This is a genomic window from Eleftheria terrae (genome assembly GCF_030419005.1).
GTDB classification, from domain to species: Bacteria; Pseudomonadota; Gammaproteobacteria; order Burkholderiales; family Burkholderiaceae_C; genus Caldimonas; species Caldimonas terrae.
The window spans coordinates 4,092,827-4,110,472 of record NZ_CP106951.1 but is presented as its reverse complement, the minus strand read 5'-3'; the positions used below and the strand labels follow the sequence as shown (position 1 = coordinate 4,110,472).

Genomic DNA, 17,646 nt, shown 5'->3' with positions numbered 1-17,646 from the left:
CGCCGCCGCTTCGCTTTCGACAAGGAATGACGCCATGGACCTGAAGGCCTTGACGCAATGGATGGAGACCGAGCTGGCCAGCGCGAGCATCGTGACGCGCGCCGGCAAGGTCACCGAAGTGGTCGGCACGCTGATGCGCGTGAGCGGGCTGGATGCCAAGCTCGGCGAGCTGTGCCACCTGCTCGACGCCAGCGGCGAGGTGATGCAGGTGGCCGAGGTGGTGGGCTTCTCCGGCGGGCGCACCATCCTGTCGCCCTTCGGCTCCATCCTCGGCGTGAGCGCGGGGGCCACCCGGGTGGTGGGCACCGGCCAGGTGCTGTCGGTGCCGGTGGGCGACCGGCTGCTGGGCCGGGTCATCGACAGCCTGGGCCAGCCCATCGACGGCAAGGGCGAGATCCAGTGCAGCGAGCAGCGCCCGGTGTTCGCGCTGCCACCCAGCCCGATGGACCGGGCCATGATCGAGCACCCGCTGCCCACCGGCGTGAAGATCATCGACGGCCTGCTCACGCTGGGCCAGGGCCAGCGCATGGGCATCTTCGCGCCGGCCGGCGTCGGCAAGAGCACCTTGATGGGCATGCTGGCGCGTGGCACCCAATGCGACATCAGCGTGATCGCGCTGATCGGCGAACGCGGCCGCGAGGTGCGCGAGTTCATCGAGATCATCATGGGCGAGTCGGGCATGGCCCGCTCGGTGGTGGTGTGCGCCACCTCCGACCGCTCCTCCATCGAGCGCGCCAAGGCCGCCCACGTGGCCACCGCGGTGGCCGAGTACTTCCGCGACCGCGGCCTGCGCGTGCTGCTGATGATGGACTCGCTGACCCGCTTCGCACGCGCCCAGCGCGAGATCGGCCTGGCCGCCGGCGAGCCGCCGGCACGGCGGGGCTACCCGCCTTCGGTGTTCGCCGAGATTCCGCGCCTGCTGGAGCGCGCCGGCATGGGCGCCACCGGCTCCATCACCGCGCTCTACACCGTGCTGGCCGAGGACGAGAGCAACAGCGACCCGATCGCCGAGGAGGTGCGCGGCATCCTGGACGGCCACATGATCCTGTCGCGCAAGATCGCGGCACGCAACCAGTACCCCGCCATCGACGTGCTGGGCAGCCTGAGCCGGGTGATGTCGCAGATCGTGCCGCGCGAGCACCAGATGGCCAACGGCAAGCTGCGCAAGCTGATGGCCAAGTACGAGGAGCTCGAGACGCTGCTGCAGATGGGCGAGTACAAGCCGGGCAACGATCCGCTGGCCGACGAGGCGGTGCAGAAGATCGAGGCCATCAAGGACTTCCTGAACCAGGCCACCGACGACCTCTGGCCCTACGAGAAGACGCTGGCGGCGCTGGGCGCGCTGGTGCAGGCATGAGGGCCGGGCCCCGCGGTGGCGCGCAGCGCGCGCTGGTGCGGCGCCCGTTGGCGCAGCACACCGCCTCCGCCGCCCCCCGCAGCCGGCGGCCGCGAGACGCCAACGGCGCGCCGCAGCGCCAGGAGCCGCGCCGATGAGCAGCCCGCAGGCCCTCAAGGTCCTGCTGTGGGCCAAGCGCCGCCGCGTGGAGCAGGCGGAGGCCGAGGTGGTGCAGCAGCAGTCCGTGCTGGCCGCCTGCCGCGCGGCGCAGGCGCAGGCCGAGCAGCACGAGCAGGCCTGCCGCGACGAGCAGCAGGCCTGCTTCGACAAGATGGAGGCGCTGTCCATGCGCGCCGAAGGCTTCAACGCCGCCGACATCGTCACCTTCCAGCATGTGCTGGACACCCTCAAGACCCGCCACCAGCAGGCCGCGCAGGCCGTGCAGGCGGCCAGCCAGCAGTGCGCCGACGCCGAGCAGCTGCTGCTGCTCAGGCGCCAGGCCGTCAAGCGCGCCCAGCAGCAGGTCGAGCACATCGAGGCGCGCCGCCGGGCGCTGCTGCAGGCCCAGGAGCTGGCGCAGGAGGACAGCCAGGACGAGGAGTCCGAGGAAGCCGCGGTGGCCCGCATCCTGGCCGGCCGCGCGCGTGAGCAGGCCGAGCTGGCGGCCGGGAGCCTGCAGTGAACGAATGGTTGTCGCGCCCGCTGGCCATCATCCAGTACGGCGAATCGCTCAAGAGCCTGATGACGCTGCTGGCGCTGTGCAGCCTGCGCGGCTATGCCGCCATGCTGCTGATGCCGCCCACCGCCGACCAGAGCCTGCAGGGCATCGTGCGCAACGGCGTGGCCCTCACCTTCGGCCTGTTCATCGCCTGGGGCCAGCCGCTGCATGTGGTGGAGGGCATCGGCACGCCGATGCTGCTGGCCCTGCTGGCCAAGGAGGCGCTGCTGGGCGTGCTGTTCGGCTTCGCGGTGTCGGTGGTGTTCTGGGTGGCCGAGGGCGTGGGCACGCTGATCGACAACCAGGCCGGCTACAACAACGCGCAGCAGACCAACCCGCTCAGCGGCGAGCAGAGCACGCCGGTGGGCAACCTCGTCTCGCAGCTGGCGATCGCCGGGTTCTACCTGCTGGGCGGCATGACGGTGCTGGCCGGGCTGCTGTTCGAGTCGTTCCTGTGGTGGCCGCTGGACCGGCTGACGCCCACCTGGTCCACCGCGCTGGAGGACTTCCTGGCCTTCCAGCTGACGCACTACCTCACCACCGTGATGAAGGTGGCCGCGCCGGTGCTGCTGGTGCTGGTGCTGATCGACATGGGCTTCGGCCTGATCGGCAAGACGGCCGACAAGCTGGAGCCCAACAGCCTGGCCCAGCCAGTCAAGGGCGCGGTGGCGCTGCTGATGCTGGCGCTGCTGGTGGCCCTGTTCTTCGAGCAGGCCCGCCCGGCGCTCGGGCTCAAGCCACTGGCCAGCGAGCTGGTGCGCTGGCTGAAGGCCGGCGCGGTGCCGTAGCGACTTCGCTCGCCGGCACCTGCCTTCCGCTGCCCGCCCGGCATGCCCGGGCGCGCTTCGCATGCTGTGAGCTGCCGATCCCCCGCCCGCCACGAGCGAGCGGCGACCTGCGCCGCGGCGCATACCAGGAGAGTCGTCCATGACCGTGTTGATCAACGGCAGCCGCGAGAGCAGCCTGCCGCTTCTGTCTCCCGACGTCGCCCCGCCCGGCCACGGGCTGGCGCAGCAGTGGGTCCAGCAAGGCCTGCTGGACCAGCTGCTGGCGGCGGCCCTGCGCAGCGCCTACGGCGGCGGCGCGAGCGGGGGCAACCTGCCGCCCGGTGCCTTCAGCGCCCCCCCGGCGCCGCATGGCTTCACCGCCCCGGGGGCGCCGACCGCCCAGCCGTTTGCGGCACTGGCGCCACCGGCCTTCACACCGCACGGCGGCATGCCCACCCTGCCCGAGCTGCTGGCGCCGCCCGGCAGTCCGGCCGCTGCGCCGTCGCCGGCCGCCGCAGGCGCGCCGCCTGCGGCCATCCCGATCCCGATCCGGCCGGAGCAAAAGTACTTCGGCGCCATGGGCAAGCCGGTGGAAGTCGACCGGCACGGCAAGCCGGTCGCAACGCCCCCCGCATCGCCGGAGGCCCGCCCGCCCGCACCACCGCGCCAGGCGGCCGCGCCGGGTGGTCCGTCGCAGGCCGGCGCGCCGCAAGCCGGCGGTCAGCAGGCGGCCGAAAAGCCGCAACGCGGCAAGGCCGACCCGATCAGGACCTTCAACAGCTACGAGCGCGAGATCGCCGCACCGGCCAACGGGCTGGAACGCAGCTCGCACGCCGGCAGCAAGCACGAGCAGGTGAGCGGCAGCGGCGCCAACCAGAGCCGCACGCTGGAGCAGACCGGCGCCTGGGCCCGTTCCAGCGAGCTGGCCGAGGTGCGGGGCGGCAATGCCGTCGCGGCCGGCTACGGCGAGGCGGCGGTCGGCGCCAAGGGCGAGGCGAGCTACAAAGCCAGCGGCTCCAAGGGCAGCGTGGAAGCGTCCGCGCAAGGACAGGCCGGCGCCGAGGCGCGCGGCTACGGGCGGGCCAATGCAGGCGTCGGCGGACTCAACCTGCAGGCCGGCGGCCTGGCCAAGGGTGGCCTGTTCGGCGAGGCGGGCACCGAGCTGAGCCCGGCACGCCAGTCGGTCAACCTGGGGGGCGTGAACCTGGACCTGACGCCCAGCATCGGCGTCAAGGGCCGCGCCATGCTGGGGGGCGAGGCCGGCGGCACCGGCTTCCTGGGCGTGCAGATCCCCACGCCGGCCGAGATGGCCGAGGGCATGCGCTTCAAGGCCGGTGCCGAAGCCTCCGGCAGCGCCTTCGCCGGCGCCAAGGCCGAGGGCGAGCTGAGCGCCGGCATCGGCGGCAACAAGCTCGGCGTCAGCGGCGGCGTGATGGCCGGCGTCGGCATCGAGGGCAAGGCGTCGGCCACGGTGGCGGAGGTGAACGGCAAGAAGCGGCTGAAGCTGGAGCTCAAGCTCGGTGCGGCACTCGGCATCGGCGCCTCGCTCGGGATCAAGCTCGACATCAACGTGCAGCCGCTGGTGGATGCCTTCAAGGCGGTGAAGAACGTCGGCAAGAAGATCGTCAAAGGCGTCTCGAACGCGGTGGGCAAGGTCAAGCAGCACTTCAACAACGTGGGCGACGCCTTCAACAAGGCCAAGCAGGAGGCCGGCGGCGGCGTGAAGGGCTTCTTCGCCGGCATTGGCGCGGGCATCAAGAAGTTCTTCGGCGGCTGAGGCCGGTTGCGGCCCTGTTGCGCGCGGGGTCCGCGCCGGCAGGCGGGCGCCGGCCCTCCTATCCTGTGAGAGTCCAACCGGACCAGGCGTGCGCCCAGGCCGCGGCGGCGGACGCCCCGCGTCGACCGCGGCTCAGTGGAGGCTCACCATGGACAGGAACTGTCTTCCGGCGGTACACGCCACCGGCATCACCGCCCGGCTGGGCGCATTGCCGGCCTTCCTCAGCCTGGCCCTCGCCGCCTGCGGCGGCGGGGGCGCTGGCAGCGGCGGCAGTGGACCGGGCACACCGGCCACCCCCCGCAGCGGCAGCCCGAGCAGCCTGCGCGCCACCCGCCAGGCGGCGGTGATCGCGCCGCGCGAGGACGCGCTGGTGGGCGCCCTGACGCCGACCGCCGACGCCCCCGAGAAAGGCATGTGGTCGCCGCTGGTCCCGTGGCCGGTGATGGCCGCGCATGCCACCTTGCTGCCCGACGGCCGGGTGCTGAGCTTCGGCACCCAGCCGCCCGACATCGAGCAGGCCGAGGCCCGCACCTTCGACGTCTGGACCCCGGCCCTCGGCCTGGTGCCCGAAGCGCACCGCACGGTGCCCAACCCGACCAAGGTGGACAGCTTCTGCACCGCCAGCACGATGGGGCCGGACGGCATGGTGCTGATGGTGGGTGGCGACAACCCTTCGCTCTACGCCACCACGCAGTGGGACCCCGACCGCGACCTGCTGCGGCTGCGCGCCGCCCAGCCGCAGCTGCCGCGCTACTACGCCACGCTGGTGCGCCTGGGCGACAACCGCATCCTGCTGCTGGGCGGCAACAACAAGCCGCGGCTGCCCGAGCTGTATGCCGAGACGCCGGAGGTCTTCACTGCCGCCACCGGCTGGCGCCTGCTGCGCGGTGCCAAGAGCAGCGAGCTGTTCGGCAAGTTCGACTCGCGCTGGTGGTACCCGCGCGCCTGGCTGGCGGCCGACGGCCGGGTGGTGGGCGTCTCCAACGACCGCCTGTGGCGGCTCGATCCGGCCGGCGATGGCCACATCGAGGCCCTCGGCGAGACCGGCCACCGCCTGGGCGTCAGCGGCACCGGGCTGATGTTCCGGCCCGGCAAGCTGCTGCTGCTGGGCGGCGGGCAGCTGAGCAATGTCGACCCTGCGCCGGCCACCGCGCAGGCCACCGTGGTCGACTTCACCGGCCCGCAGCCGCAGGTGATGCCGGTGGCGCCGATGGCGCATGCGCGCAACTGGGGCACGGCCGTGGTGCTGCCCGACGGGCAGGTGATGGTGACCAGCGGCACCAGTGTCGGCAACAACGGCGCCAAGGCGGTCTTCCCGGCCGAGCTGTGGCAGCCGGACAGCGGCCAGTGGCGGCTGCTGGCGCCGGCGGCCGAGCGGCGGCTCTACCACTCGCTGGCCATGCTGCTGCCCAGCGGCGCGGTGCTCAACGCCGGCGGTGGCTCGCCCGGGCCCATCTATGCACAGAACGCGCAGGTCTTCTTCCCGCCCTACTTCTTCCGGCGAGCGGCGGACGGGCAGGTGGTGTGGGCCGACCGGCCCGGCATCCGCAGCGTGCCGCCCTACTTCGGCTACGGACCGGCCAGCGACGGCCGGCTGCTGCTGCGTGACGCCCGCCGCATTGCCTCGGTCGCCCTGATCTCGGCCGGTGCGGTGACGCACAGCCACAGCACCGACATGCGCTATGTGCCGTTGCCCTTCAGCCAGCGCGGCCGGCAGTTGACGCTGCACCTGAGCCAGCTCGACAACCTGCGGGTGCCGCCGGGGCACTACCAGCTGCATGTGGTCGACACGCAGGGCGTGCCCTCGGCCGCGGCGGTGGTGGAGTTCCGCACCGAGCCGCGCAACATCGCCCCGCTGGGCAGCCCGAGCCAGTCCACCACCTGGAGCAGCGAGACGGTGGCCGGCCGCGCCATCGACGGCCGGCTGAGCGGCTTCACCGCCACCGGCGGCAAGGACGTAGCGCCCAGCTGGCGGCTGGACCTGCCGCAGAGCCGGCCGCTGTCGCAGATCAGCCTGTTCAACCGCCTGGGCTCCTGCGAGGCCACCGGCGACTGCCGCACGCGGCTGCGCGACATCACGGTGTCGGTGCTGGACGACGCCGGCACACCGGTGTGGACCTCGGCCCTGCTCAACCCGGAGAACGAGCTGGCCTCGCCCGACCGCTTGCACATCGACCTCACCGACCTGGCGGGCACCGCGGTGCGCGGCCGCAGCATCGTGGTGCGGCGCGAGCCGGACCCCGACCTGTCCGGCAGTGCCGGCCTGGGTGGCGAGGCCGAGCGCCGTGTGCTCTCGCTCACCGAGGTGCTGGTGGAGGAAGGCGCGCTGAACCTGGCCTTGCACCGCCCGGCCAGCCAGTCGAGCACCGCCGGCGGCGCGGTGGCGTCACGGGCCGTGGATGGTGGCCTGGGCGCCGAGCTGGCCGGCGGCAGCGTGACGCAAACCGCCTCGAGCCGCCAGCCGTGGTGGCAGGTGGACCTGGGCAGCGCGCAGGCGCTGAAGTCGATCCGGCTGTGGAACCGCTTCGACCCCTGCTGCGCCGGGCGGCTGGCCGATTTCCACGTGCTGCTGTCCGAGGCACCCTTCGGCAGTGACGACCTGGCGACCGAACGCCAGCGCCCGGGGGTGACCGACCTGTACGTGGCGTCGCTCGACGGCGAGCGCGCCATCGAGCTGGCCGTGCCGGGCCAGCGCAGTGCCCGCTACCTGCGGGTGTGGCTCAACGGCAGCGAGGCGCTGTCGCTCACCGAAGTGGAGGTGTTCGCGCCCTGAGCCGGCCAGGCCGCGGCGCTGTTCAGCGCCGCGGCGCCGGCTCGGCCTGCTGCGGGTCCTCGCGGGGTGGGTCGGCCGGGGCCCGGGCCAGGCCGAGCATCACCGCCACCAGCACCGCCGCCACCACTGCCGCGAAACCCCAGGCAATGACGGCCAGCACGCCGCCGTCGGCCGGCAGCTCGGTGCGGCGCACCTCCAGCGGCGCGCGCACCGGTGCCACCGCGGCCACCGCCGTGTCGTCGCTGCGCGCATCGTCCAGCACCCAGGGCGGCAATGGCTCGCAGACGGTGTCCAGCCAGGCATCCTCGCCGCCTGCCAGCGGCGCACGGCGGGGCTTGCGGCGGCGCCGTGGCGTGGCGGGTGGCGGCGCCGGCGCGGCACGCGGCGCCGGCTCCGGCACCCGCGGGCGGCGCGGTGCGAGGCGCTGCGGCGGATGGACCGGCGGCTCGCTGCCAGCCGCGCCGTCGTCCGTGGCCGAAGCGCAGTCACCGACATCGCTGTCCTCGCCAGCGGCCAGGCCGCCCACCTCGACTTCGGTGATGCACAGGTCGTCGCCGTCTGCCTCGGCGGCAATGCTGCGGCTGACGCTGCGTGTCACCGCTGCCCACACCTGGTGGGCCGCGGCGCTGACCGCGCTGCGCTGAGCCACCGCTTCGCCGCGCGCGCGGCTGCGGGCCGCAGCCGTCGGCACGGCGGCCTCCGGGGGCGGCGGGGCACGCTCGGGGCCGGGTGGCGCAATCGGGGTCATGGCCGGGTGGCGCGCGCCATGCGCTTCAGACGGCGTGCTCGCCTTCGGCCGTCACCGCCGCCTGCAGGAAGGCCCGCTGGCCGCGCCGGAAGCGGTCACGGCTGCCCTGCGGATCGTCCAGCGCCTCGCACAGCGCGGTGTTGAGCTCGTACTGCGTGGTGTCCAGGCCGCTGTCGGACAGCGCACGCCGGAAGCCGAGGTACTGCGCCATGTCGAACACCAGCTGCGGCGTCGACAGGCGAATGCGGCTGTGCAGGTCCTGCGGCGCATCGAAGGATGCCTTGCAGGCCTGCGCCGACAGCGAGTGGTAGCGCCGGCAGCTGGACGGGCGGCTCTCGTAGCTGCCGCAGGCGCCGTCCGGGCCCAGGAAGGCGCACCGCAGCGGCGTGCTCCAGTGGCGCTGGCGGTCCATCGCGGCCACGCGGGCGGCGTTCTCGCGCAGCCGGGCCAGCCGCTCGGCGCGCTGCGCGCCATCGTCCATGGCGAGCAGCGCATCGGCCAGCAGGAAGACTTCGTGGGCCGGGGCCGACACCCTGAGGTGGCAGCAGTAGCTGCAGCCCTTGCTGCAGGCCACGGCTTCGGCCGCGGGCGGCAGCGCGGCGGCACGGATTTCGTAGCGGCGGAAGTAGCGGCGGGTGGCGGCCGGCTCGCCGGCCGGCACGGCCTCGGTGGTGGCGGCCTGGTATTCGTCGCTCAGCACCTGCATGGCCGTCGCCTCCCAGCCGCCACCAGCAGCCGCAGTGGCGGCCAGCTGCATCGCGGCGGCCGTCATGCCGCCACCACCGCACCGCGCAGGGTGGCCGAGGGCGTCTCGTCGAACTGCTGGCGATAGTTGTGAGCCAGCGTCGAGCGGTTGGTCAGCCCCCAGCGTGAGGCGACCTCCAGCACGCCTTCGCTGCCGGCGCCGCTCTTGAGCTCGCTGCGGATGCGCTCCATGCGGCGGCTGCGGATCAGCTCGGCCGGTGTCATCCCGAGGTAGGTGCGGAAGGCCATCTGCAGGGCCCGCTCGGTGACGTCGATGTGGGCCGCCACCTGGCGGATCGACAGGTTGCGGTCGTCCAGGTGCTCGACGATGTACTGGTAGGCCTTGCGATAGCGCAGCGGCAGGCGCAGCTTGGCGGCGTCGCTCTGCTCGGCCAGCTCGTGCTTCTCGAGGAAGCGCGAGCGCGGGATCTGGAACCACTCCTTCTTCAGCGAATGCAGCGCCTGCATCACATAGTCCTTGTACAGGCGCAGCGCATCGCCATGCCGGCCGGCCAGCGCGTGCACCTTGGACATGCAGTACTTCAGCTCCAGCGCGTAGCGGTGGCGGCGCATCTGCTGCTCGTCGTAGACCAGCGCGCCCAGCATGTCGCAGGCGGCGCGGCTGTCGCCGTGGTGCACCAGCACCATGCCGGCCTCCACCCGGGCCAGCTGCTCGAAGGCCACCAGCTTCTGCTCACGCAACCAGCGCAGCTCGTCGTTGAGCCGGGCCCGGCCGGCGGCCGAGCCGACCGCGTCGCACAGCAGCGCCTCCACGTAGCGCAGCCGGCGCTGCACGAGCTCGGCCGAGCCGAGGCGGGCAATGGCCGCCGCCAGCTGCCGGCGCAGCGGTGCCGGATCCACCGGCGGCGCGGCGGCTTCGCAGCCATGCGCCTGCTCGCGCAACTCCTCGGCCTGGAAGAAGCACTGCCCGGTCAGCTCCAGGCCCAGCGCGTCGAGCAGTTCACCGGTGCCTTCGAGCCGCTCCTGCTGGGCCAGGCGGCGGGCTTCATTGAGCGTGTGCATCGAGCGGCGGTGCTCGCTGGAGCGATGCAGCGCAATCGACAGGCCGGCCAGCGCCTCGGCCCGCAGCACGGCCGGGGCGCTGTCGTCATCGGCCACCACGTTGAAGGCTTCTGCCGCCCGCCCGATGCGGTTGAGGTGCAGGAACAGCGCCGCCTGGTCCAGCGAGGACTGCCAGCGCACCGTCGAGCGGGAACAGGTCTCGTAGATCTTGTGCAGGCGCTGGAACAGCTCCTCCGCCTCTTCCTCGCGGCCCAGTGCGAGCAGCGCGCGGCCCACCAGCTGGCCCAGCGCGGCACGCTGCGAGGCCGTCGCGGTGGTGGCCGTGCGCTCGAAGCGCTCGCTGCCCAGCCGCACCGCATCCGCCAGCTGCCCCTTGAGCACGGCCGCGGCGAGGCCGGGCTCCATCTCGTTCACTCGTCGGCAAGTCAAGGCCAACATCAACATGGCTTCACCTCCACTAAGCGCCACGGGCTGTGGCATGTCATGAATGCTAGGGAGGGGGGCTGCGCAGGTGGCTCAAAGGTTCTCAGCGAAATCCTCAATCACTCTCGCTTGAATTCTCAACCGATGCTCAACAACGCCGGCCGCTTCGCAGGGCCGCATGCGGCTTCGGCTGGCGGAGCCCGCAGGGCGGCGCTTCTTCACTATGGTCGCAGGACCTTCCTGCCGCATCTGCCAGCCCCGCTGTCCGGTCGATGCTGCCGGTCCTTGTTCTCAGAAAGGAAACCTCCATGAGCGTGAACGGATTGGGCGCCGCCCTCAAGACGGCCGCCAACGTTGCGACCAGCGTGGCCGGCACCGTCGGCAATGCGGTCGGGACCGCGGCGAAGACGATGCAGACCCTGGGCAACCAGGCGCACGGCCTGGCCAGCCGCGGCGCGTCGGCGATGAACGCGGCGGCCATGCCGCCGCGGCAGTCCAAGCTGCCGACGCCGGCGCACACGCCCTCGTCCAGCCACGGCGCCGGCGGCCCTCAGGGCCACATGCCGCAGGCTGCGGTGAAGGCCAACCAGCAGGCCGCCAACACCAACGAGAAGGCGATGGGCGACATGATGAAGCAGATCGAGAACGCGTCGATGCTGCAGATGAAGTTCCAGGCCCAGAACGCGGTGATCCAGTCGGTCACCAAAATGGCCGAGGCGGCCGCCAAGCAGACCAAGGCCGTGGGCCAGGGCGTGGCGGCCACCGGCGCCCAGTAAGCCACCCCGCATCGCCACCCGGCATGGCCGCTCGCAAGAGCGGCCATTTTTTTGCGAGACCGCCGCGGCAGCTGCAGCGGCCTTCGCGCGCCGGCTCGCCGGTTCGCGTGCGGGCCGCGGGCGGCGGCGGCATCGCCCTACCGTTGCAGCAGCCCGAGCGCCGCAGACCGGCGTGCGGCCCTCACTGCCACCGGGAGCCTGCTTCCTATGCAAACCTTCATGGCCCGTTTCGTGCGCCCCAGCGGAGAGCGGGGTGTCGTCCACCTGATGGCCTCCAGCTCCATCGTCGCGATGCTGGACGTGCTGGAGCGGCAAGGCCCCTTGTCGATGGTGAGCGTGTCCCCGCAGCGCGTGGCCGCCCTGCTGGCCGCCGGGCCCACCGCGCGCAGCACCCGGGCCGAGCGCCGGGCGCAGCAGCCATGAGCAGCGTCGCGCTGGATCCGCCGGCCACCGCCGGCCGCATCATCGAAGTGCTGCACCCCGGGCCCGTCCCGGTGGCCGAGCCGGCGCCGGCGTCGCCGGAGGGCGGCCTGCTCATCCACCCTGCCTGCACGGCCGATGCAGCGGCCATTGCCGCGATCTACAACGACACCCTGCCGCCGCCCGCGCTGCGCGGCACCCTGCGCGCCCTGGGCCTGGCCGAGGTACAGGGCTGGATGCTGCTGCACCGCGGCAGCGGCCGCCCGCTGTGGGTGGCGCGCAGCGGGCCGCACACGGTGGGCTGGCTGAGCTTCCTGGGCTACTTCGACCGGCCCGGCTGCGAGGCCACGGCCGAGCTCTCAGTCTACGTGGCGCCGGCCTGGCAGGGCCGGGGCATCGGCCGCCAGCTGGTCGACCGCGCGGTGCAACGCGCCCCGGCTTGCGGCTACCGGCGGCTGCTGGCGCAGATCTGGAGCGACAACCATGCCAGCCTCGGCCTGTTCGCCCGTGCCGGCTTCGTGCTGTGGGGCCGGCTGCCGGGTGCGGTGCGCATCGGCGAGCGCCGCTGCGACATGGTGCTGCTCGGCCACGAGCTGGCAGAGCGGCCCTGAGCATCCGACCGCGAGGCCAGCATGTCCGGCGAGAAGACCGAAGAGCCGACCCAGAAGAAGCTCGACGATGCCCGCAAGAAGGGCCAGAGCACCAAGAGCCAGGACGTCAATGCGGCCGCCGGGCTGTTCGCGCTGACCGTGTGCCTGGCGATGGCGTCCTCGCTGTCGGGCCCGCACCTGGTGGCCCTGTTCACGCTGGCCGGCACTGACGCGCTGGCGGTGCGCGACAACACCGAGATGCAGGCCGTGGCCATCGCCATGCTGCGCGAGGCGCTGCTGCTGGTGCTGCCCTATGTGGCGGTGTCCATCGCGATGGGGCTGGTGGCCTCGTTCGCGCAGGTCGGCTTCATGATCACCTTCGAGCCGCTGGCGCCCAACTTCGACAAGGTGAACCCGGGCTCGGGCATCAAGAAGCTGTTCTCGGTGCGCTCCATCATCGACTTCCTCAAGATGGTACTCAAGGCCGTCGCGCTGGCCGCGGTGGTGTGGGTCATCGTGCTGGACCTGCTGCCGCTGCTCATCGGCGCGAGCGTGCAGACGCCCACCGGCATCGTCGCCATCGCCTGGACCGCGCTGCTCAAGCTGCTCGGCGCGGCGGTGATCGTGTTCGTGGTGATCGGCCCGGTGGATTTCGGCATCCAGAAGTGGCTGTTCAAGCGCGACCAGAAGATGTCCAAGGACGAGGTCAAGCGCGAGTTCAAGGAGATGGACGGCGACCCGCTCATCAAGGGCCAGCGCCGCCAGCTGGCGCAGGAGCTGGCCAACTCCGACCCCAAGGCCCGCGTGCCCACCGCCAACGTGGTGGTGACCAATCCCACCCACTACGCGGTGGCGCTGCGCTACGACCCGCGCGAGACGCCGCTGCCCATCGTGGTGGCCAAGGGCGTGGACGCCGAGGCCGCCCGCATCCGCCAGCTGGCCGAGCAGCACGGCGTGCCCATCGTCGGCAACCCGCCGCTGGCCCGCGCGCTGTTCCGCGTGACGCTGGACGACCCGATCCCCGAGCCGCTGTTCGAGGCAGTCGCCGCGGTGCTGCGCTGGGTCGCGCTGGTGGCCCAGCTCACCCAGGGCAGCGGCATCGTCGGCCGCGCGCCGCCTGCGACCCCTGAACGCCCCTGAAGAAGACGAGCGAGAACTCCCATGGCCCTCAAACTCAACACCACCCTGGGCAACGACATCTCGATGGCGGTGCTGGTCGTCGCCATCGTCGCGCTGATGGTGCTGCCCCTGCCCACGCTGGCGATCGACAGCCTGCTGGCCTTCAACATGGCCGTCAGCGTGCTGCTGCTGATGACCTCGCTGTTCATCCCCAATGCGGTGGCGCTGTCGTCGTTTCCGTCGCTGCTGCTGTTCACGACGCTGTTCCGGCTGTCACTCAACATCGCCTCCACCAAGGCCATCCTGCTGCATGCCGATGCGGGCCACGTCATCGAGAGCTTCGGCGAGCTGGTGGTGGGCGGCAACCTGGTGGTGGGCATCGTCGTCTTCATCATCATCACGGTGGTGCAGTTCATCGTGATCTCCAAGGGCTCGGAACGGGTGGCCGAGGTCGGCGCGCGCTTCACGCTGGACGCCATGCCCGGCAAGCAGATGAGCATCGACGCCGACCTGCGCGCCGGCATCCTCACCGCCGACGAGGCCAAGCGCAAGCGCGCCATGCTGGCGATGGAAAGCCAGATGCACGGCGGCATGGACGGCGCGATGAAGTTCGTCAAGGGCGACGCCATCGCGGGGCTGATCATCACGCTGATCAACATCCTGGCCGGCATCGTCGTGGGCGTGATGTACCACAGCATGTCGGCCGGCGAGGCGGCCAACCGCTTTGCGGTGCTGTCCATCGGCGACGCGATGGTCTCGCAGATCCCTTCGCTCTTCATCTGCGTGGCCGCCGGCGTGCTCATCACCCGGGTGGCCGACGAGCACGAGAAGAAGCCCCGCTCGCTGGGCCAGGAGATCATCGGCCAGCTGACGATGAACGCGCGCGCCATGTACCTGGCCGCGGCGCTGGTGGTGGGCTTCGCGGCGGTGCCGGGCTTCCCGGCCATCCCCTTCCTCGGCCTGGCCGGCGGGCTGGGCTTTGCGGCCTATGTGCTGGCCAAGAAGCGCCGCAGTGCCGAGGTGGCGGTGATCTCCAAGCCCATCACCTCGCTGCAGCGCGAAGGCGGCAAGGGCGAGCCGCCCTCCATCCTGCAGCAGGCGCCGCACATCGCCAAGCCGCTGGGCATCCGCATGTCGCAGGCGCTGGCCGTGCTGCTGGAGGCCGACCGGCTCGACGAGGCGCTGGCCCGCGAGCGCCAGCGCCTGCAGGCGCTGCTCGGGCTGCCCTTCCCCGGCATCTCGATGTGGGTGGCGCAGGACCTGCCGGAGCTGGGCTTCGACGTGCTGCTCAACGACGTGCCGGTGTGCTCGGTGGTGGTGCCCGGGCGGCTGCTGTGGCTGAGCGACCCGCAGTCGCCGCTGGCCGCGCAGGCCCAGCGCCACGGCCCGATGATGGGCCAGGCCCAGTCCCTGTGGCTGCCGCCCGAGGCGGTGCCCGACGAGCAGCGCGCCCTTTGCCTGGGGCTGGAGCAGGTGATCGCCCGCCAGGTGATGACGGTGCTGCGCTTCCATGCGCACCTCTTCATGGGCGTGCAGGAGGTGCAGTGGGTGATCGACCGCGCCATGCCCGACTACCCGGGCCTGGTGGCCGAGGCGCAGAAGATCCTGCCGCTGCAGCGCATTGCCGAGGTGCTGCGCCGGCTGCTGGAGGAGCAGGTGCCGATCCGCAACCTGCGCAGCATCCTCGAAAGCCTGATCGCCTGGGGCCCGAAGGAGAAGGACATGCTGCTGCTGACCGAGTACGTGCGTGGCGACCTCGGCCGCTACCTGGCCTTCGAGGCGGCGGCCGGCCAGGGCCATGTGGCGGCCATCCTGCTCGATCCCAACCTGGAGCAGGCCATTCGCCAGTGCATCAAGCCGACGCCGGCCGGCAACTACCTGGCCATGCCGCCCGAGGCGGTGCAGGCCATCACCGAGAAGGTGGCCGAGATCGCCGGCCACGAGGCCCGCCAGGGCGTGGCCCTGGTCACCTCGATGGACATCCGCCGCTATGTGAAGAAGATGATCGAGGCCCGGCTCGACTGGCTGCGCGTCTACTCCTACCAGGAGCTCAGCAGCATGGTGGAGCTGCGGCCCATCGGCCGGGTGAGTGCGTGATGAGCGACAAGGACCTGCGCCGCCCGCGCCGCATCATCCCCGGCCCCGAGCTGCCGCCGCCGCCCCCGCCTGCCACCCTGCAGCAGGCCGAGCGCTTCCAGCGCAGCCTGATGCAGGGCCGGCGCCACGACCTGGCGCGCGGCGAGGCGCCCGCCGCACGGGCGGCCACCCCCACCATGCCGGCTGCCGCCCGCAGCCCGGCGCCGCCGGCGGCGGGTGCCGCCCCGGCCCCGCTGCAGCAGCGCCCGCTGTCGCCGCTGGCACGGCTGCAGGCCGCCCTCGACACGGCCGAGCTGCAGGAACCGCCGCCGCAGGAGGCCACCGAGCCTGCGCAAGGCGCGGCCGCGCACCCTGCCGCCTGGCAGGACGAGCCGGCCTGGGAGCAGGAGCTGGCCGAGATGGTCGCCACCTTGTGCAGCAAGGCCGACCCGGCCTTCCAGACCTGGACCGTGATGGTGCCGCTGAACCCGGCCGTGCTGCCCGACACCGAGCTGCGGCTGAGCCTTTCGCCCGAGCGGCTGTCGCTTCGGTTCCAGAGCGGCTCGGCGGTGGCCCGCCAACTAGTCTTGAGCCACAGACCGCAGCTGCAGCGCCTGCTGGAGCAGTCGCTCGGTCACCTTCGCGACATCGACATCGACCTGCCATGAACCCCGCCTTCGACACCGCTCCTGCCTGCCAGCCGCTGGCCAGCCGCCTGCAGCGGGTCGGGCGCGAGCAGGCTCGGGTCTCGCGGGTGGTGTTCGATGCCCGGTTGCAGCACGGCCTGGCCGAGGCCCTCGACCAACCGGGCCTGGCCGTGGTCACCCGGGCGCCGATTGCCGATGCCGCGCTGCTGGACCTGCAGGCCGCGGAGGGGCGGCTGCAGGTCGAGGTGGACACCGCCGCCAGCCCGGCGCTGCGCCTGGCGCTGGCCCTGCCGGACGACGAGCTGGCCTGCGAGGTGGCCAACGCGGTGCTCGCGCCGCTGCTGGGCGGCGCTGGTGCGGCCGCCTCGGGCCTGCGCATCACCGGCCGCCAGCTCGGCGCCGGCCAGGCACCGGCCGGCACGGGCCGTCACGAGCAGGCCACCCTGGTGACGCCGCAGGCCCGCGTGGCAGTGCGCGACGTCGACGATGCGCTGGCCCGCCACCTGCGCCGGCTGTGGGACGTGCCGCAGGCCGGCACGCTGCACACCTGGCGCCACCTGCAGCTGCGCGGGCGGCTGCGGCTGATGGAAAGGACGCTGCCCTGCGCGGTGCTGGGCAGCCTGGCGCCGGGCGACATCGTGCTGGCCAGAGCGGCCGGCGCGGCGCCCGCCTACCGATGGATCACAGGAGTGGGCATCACGATGCAAGCCGAAGCAGAACTCGACCTCGAACAGCAGACCCTGCGTGTGGCGCAGCCGCCGCAGCTGCAACCCGAGCCCGCCCCGGGCGGCGAGGCGGACGGCCTTGCGCTCGACGCGCTGCATGAGCTGCAGGTGCCGGTGGCCTTCGAGATCGACACCGCCCGCATCGGCCTGGGCGAGCTGGCCAGCATCCGGCCCGGCTATGTGATCGAGCTGGATGCGCCGCTGATGGAAGCCTCGGTGCGCCTGGTCTGCCATGGCCAGACCATCGGCCTCGGCCAGCTGGTGGCGGTGGGCGACCAGCTGGGCGTGCGCATCACGCGGATGGAGGTCCGGCATGACGCCGCTGCCCAGCGCTGACCCGGTCTCGCTGTTCCTGGTGCTGGTGGCGCTGGCCGTGCTGCCCTTCGCAGCCATGGTGGTCACCTCGTACACCAAGATCGTGGTGGTGCTGGGGCTGCTGCGCAATGCCATCGGCGTGCAGCAGGTGCCGCCCAACATGGTGCTCAACGGCGTGGCGCTGATCATCTCCTGCTACGTGATGGCGCCGGTGCTGATGGAGGCCTCGCGCAGCATGGGCATCGGCTCGCCAGCGGCCGGCGGCTCCAGCGCGCAGCAGCTGCTGCAGGCGGCCGACGCCGCCCGCGAGCCCTTCCGCCGCTTCCTCGACAAGCATGCCGAGGAGCGGGAGAAGCAGTTCTTCCTCAAATCGGCCGCGCTGGTCTGGCCCGCCGAGGAGGCCCGCAAGCTGCAGAAGAGCGACCTGCTGGTGCTGGCGCCCGCCTTCCTGCTCACCGAGCTGGTGGAGGCCTTCCGCATCGGCTTCCTGCTCTACCTGGCCTTCATCGTGGTGGACCTGGTGATCGCCAACGTGCTGCTGGCCATGGGCCTGTCGCAGGTCACGCCGACCAACGTCGCCATCCCGTTCAAGCTGCTGTTGTTCGTGGTGCTGGACGGCTGGCCGAAGCTGGTGCACGGGCTGGTGCTCACCTATCGCTGAGGAGCCGC

General features: G+C 72.3%; 16 protein-coding genes. 13 read left to right on the top strand and 3 right to left on the bottom strand.

Annotated elements, in window-relative coordinates; all coding sequences use genetic code 11:
* Nucleotides 1-34: 34 nt before the first annotated feature.
* The 5 genes from sctN (at nucleotide 35) to N7L95_RS18255 (ending at nucleotide 7,371) form a co-directional block, all read left to right on the top strand.
* Nucleotides 35-1,357 (top strand): type III secretion system ATPase SctN, encoded by a 1,323-nt coding sequence (sctN, locus tag N7L95_RS18275; RefSeq protein WP_435870027.1) that lies wholly within the window; start codon nucleotides 35-37, stop codon nucleotides 1,355-1,357.
* A 133-nt stretch (nucleotides 1,358-1,490) separates the two neighbouring features.
* Complete coding sequence (locus N7L95_RS18270; protein WP_301256677.1) at nucleotides 1,491-2,018, top strand: hypothetical protein; 528 nt, start codon at nucleotides 1,491-1,493, stop codon at nucleotides 2,016-2,018.
* Complete coding sequence (sctT, locus tag N7L95_RS18265) at nucleotides 2,015-2,842, top strand: type III secretion system export apparatus subunit SctT (protein WP_301256676.1); 828 nt, start codon at nucleotides 2,015-2,017, stop codon at nucleotides 2,840-2,842. Before N7L95_RS18270 ends, sctT begins: the two co-directional genes overlap by 4 nt.
* 139 nt (nucleotides 2,843-2,981) lie before the next feature.
* Nucleotides 2,982-4,598, top strand: coding sequence for a phage tail family protein (locus N7L95_RS18260; protein ID WP_301256675.1), 1,617 nt, complete (start codon nucleotides 2,982-2,984; stop codon nucleotides 4,596-4,598).
* A 148-nt stretch (nucleotides 4,599-4,746) separates the two neighbouring features.
* The gene (locus N7L95_RS18255; protein WP_301256674.1) at nucleotides 4,747-7,371 is read left to right on the top strand and encodes a galactose-binding domain-containing protein; all 2,625 of its coding nucleotides are present in this window, start codon (nucleotides 4,747-4,749) and stop codon (nucleotides 7,369-7,371) included.
* Between the two features lie 22 nt (nucleotides 7,372-7,393).
* Here N7L95_RS18255 and N7L95_RS18250 read toward each other — a convergent pair whose 3' ends face one another.
* The 3 genes from N7L95_RS18250 to N7L95_RS18240 all read right to left on the bottom strand — a co-directional run bounded on the left by N7L95_RS18250 (nucleotide 7,394) and on the right by N7L95_RS18240 (nucleotide 10,330).
* A complete protein-coding gene (locus tag N7L95_RS18250; RefSeq protein ID WP_301256673.1) occupies nucleotides 7,394-8,062 on the bottom strand; it encodes a hypothetical protein in 669 nt (222 codons plus the stop codon).
* Between the two features lie 82 nt (nucleotides 8,063-8,144).
* Nucleotides 8,145-8,891, bottom strand: coding sequence for a YkgJ family cysteine cluster protein (locus N7L95_RS18245; RefSeq protein WP_301256672.1), 747 nt, complete (start codon nucleotides 8,889-8,891; stop codon nucleotides 8,145-8,147).
* The gene (locus tag N7L95_RS18240; protein ID WP_301256671.1) at nucleotides 8,888-10,330 is read right to left on the bottom strand and encodes a helix-turn-helix transcriptional regulator; all 1,443 of its coding nucleotides are present in this window, start codon (nucleotides 10,328-10,330) and stop codon (nucleotides 8,888-8,890) included. The genes N7L95_RS18245 and N7L95_RS18240 overlap by 4 nt, the downstream gene beginning before the upstream one ends.
* 287 nt (nucleotides 10,331-10,617) lie before the next feature.
* On the opposite strand from N7L95_RS18240, the gene N7L95_RS18235 reads away from it, so the two are divergent.
* The 8 genes from N7L95_RS18235 (at nucleotide 10,618) to sctR (ending at nucleotide 17,638) form a co-directional block, all read left to right on the top strand.
* On the top strand, nucleotides 10,618-11,085 hold the full coding sequence (locus N7L95_RS18235) for a hypothetical protein (RefSeq protein ID WP_301256670.1): 468 nt from the start codon (nucleotides 10,618-10,620) through the stop codon (nucleotides 11,083-11,085).
* A 219-nt stretch (nucleotides 11,086-11,304) separates the two neighbouring features.
* Entirely contained in the window at nucleotides 11,305-11,508 is a 204-nt protein-coding gene (locus N7L95_RS18230) for a hypothetical protein (protein ID WP_301256669.1), read from the top strand.
* Nucleotides 11,505-12,116, top strand: a complete 612-nt coding sequence (locus tag N7L95_RS18225; protein ID WP_301256668.1) for a GNAT family N-acetyltransferase — start codon at nucleotides 11,505-11,507, stop codon at nucleotides 12,114-12,116. Before N7L95_RS18230 ends, N7L95_RS18225 begins: the two co-directional genes overlap by 4 nt.
* A gap of 21 nt (nucleotides 12,117-12,137) precedes the next feature.
* Nucleotides 12,138-13,235 carry a type III secretion system export apparatus subunit SctU gene (gene sctU / locus N7L95_RS18220; RefSeq protein ID WP_301256667.1) on the top strand — a complete coding sequence of 366 codons (1,098 nt, stop codon included), beginning with the start codon at nucleotides 12,138-12,140 and terminating at the stop codon, nucleotides 13,233-13,235.
* A gap of 21 nt (nucleotides 13,236-13,256) precedes the next feature.
* Nucleotides 13,257-15,311: a type III secretion system export apparatus subunit SctV gene (sctV, locus tag N7L95_RS18215; protein WP_301256666.1), complete on the top strand. Its 2,055-nt coding sequence runs from the start codon at nucleotides 13,257-13,259 to the stop codon at nucleotides 15,309-15,311.
* Nucleotides 15,311-15,958, top strand: a complete 648-nt coding sequence (locus N7L95_RS18210) for a type III secretion HpaP family protein (RefSeq protein WP_301256665.1) — start codon at nucleotides 15,311-15,313, stop codon at nucleotides 15,956-15,958. The genes sctV and N7L95_RS18210 overlap by 1 nt, the downstream gene beginning before the upstream one ends.
* A complete protein-coding gene (gene sctQ, locus N7L95_RS18205) occupies nucleotides 15,955-16,998 on the top strand; it encodes a type III secretion system cytoplasmic ring protein SctQ (protein ID WP_301256664.1) in 1,044 nt (347 codons plus the stop codon). The genes N7L95_RS18210 and sctQ overlap by 4 nt, the downstream gene beginning before the upstream one ends.
* Nucleotides 16,976-17,638: a type III secretion system export apparatus subunit SctR gene (gene sctR, locus N7L95_RS18200; RefSeq protein ID WP_301256663.1), complete on the top strand. Its 663-nt coding sequence runs from the start codon at nucleotides 16,976-16,978 to the stop codon at nucleotides 17,636-17,638. Before sctQ ends, sctR begins: the two co-directional genes overlap by 23 nt.
* Nucleotides 17,639-17,646: the final 8 nt, after the last annotated feature.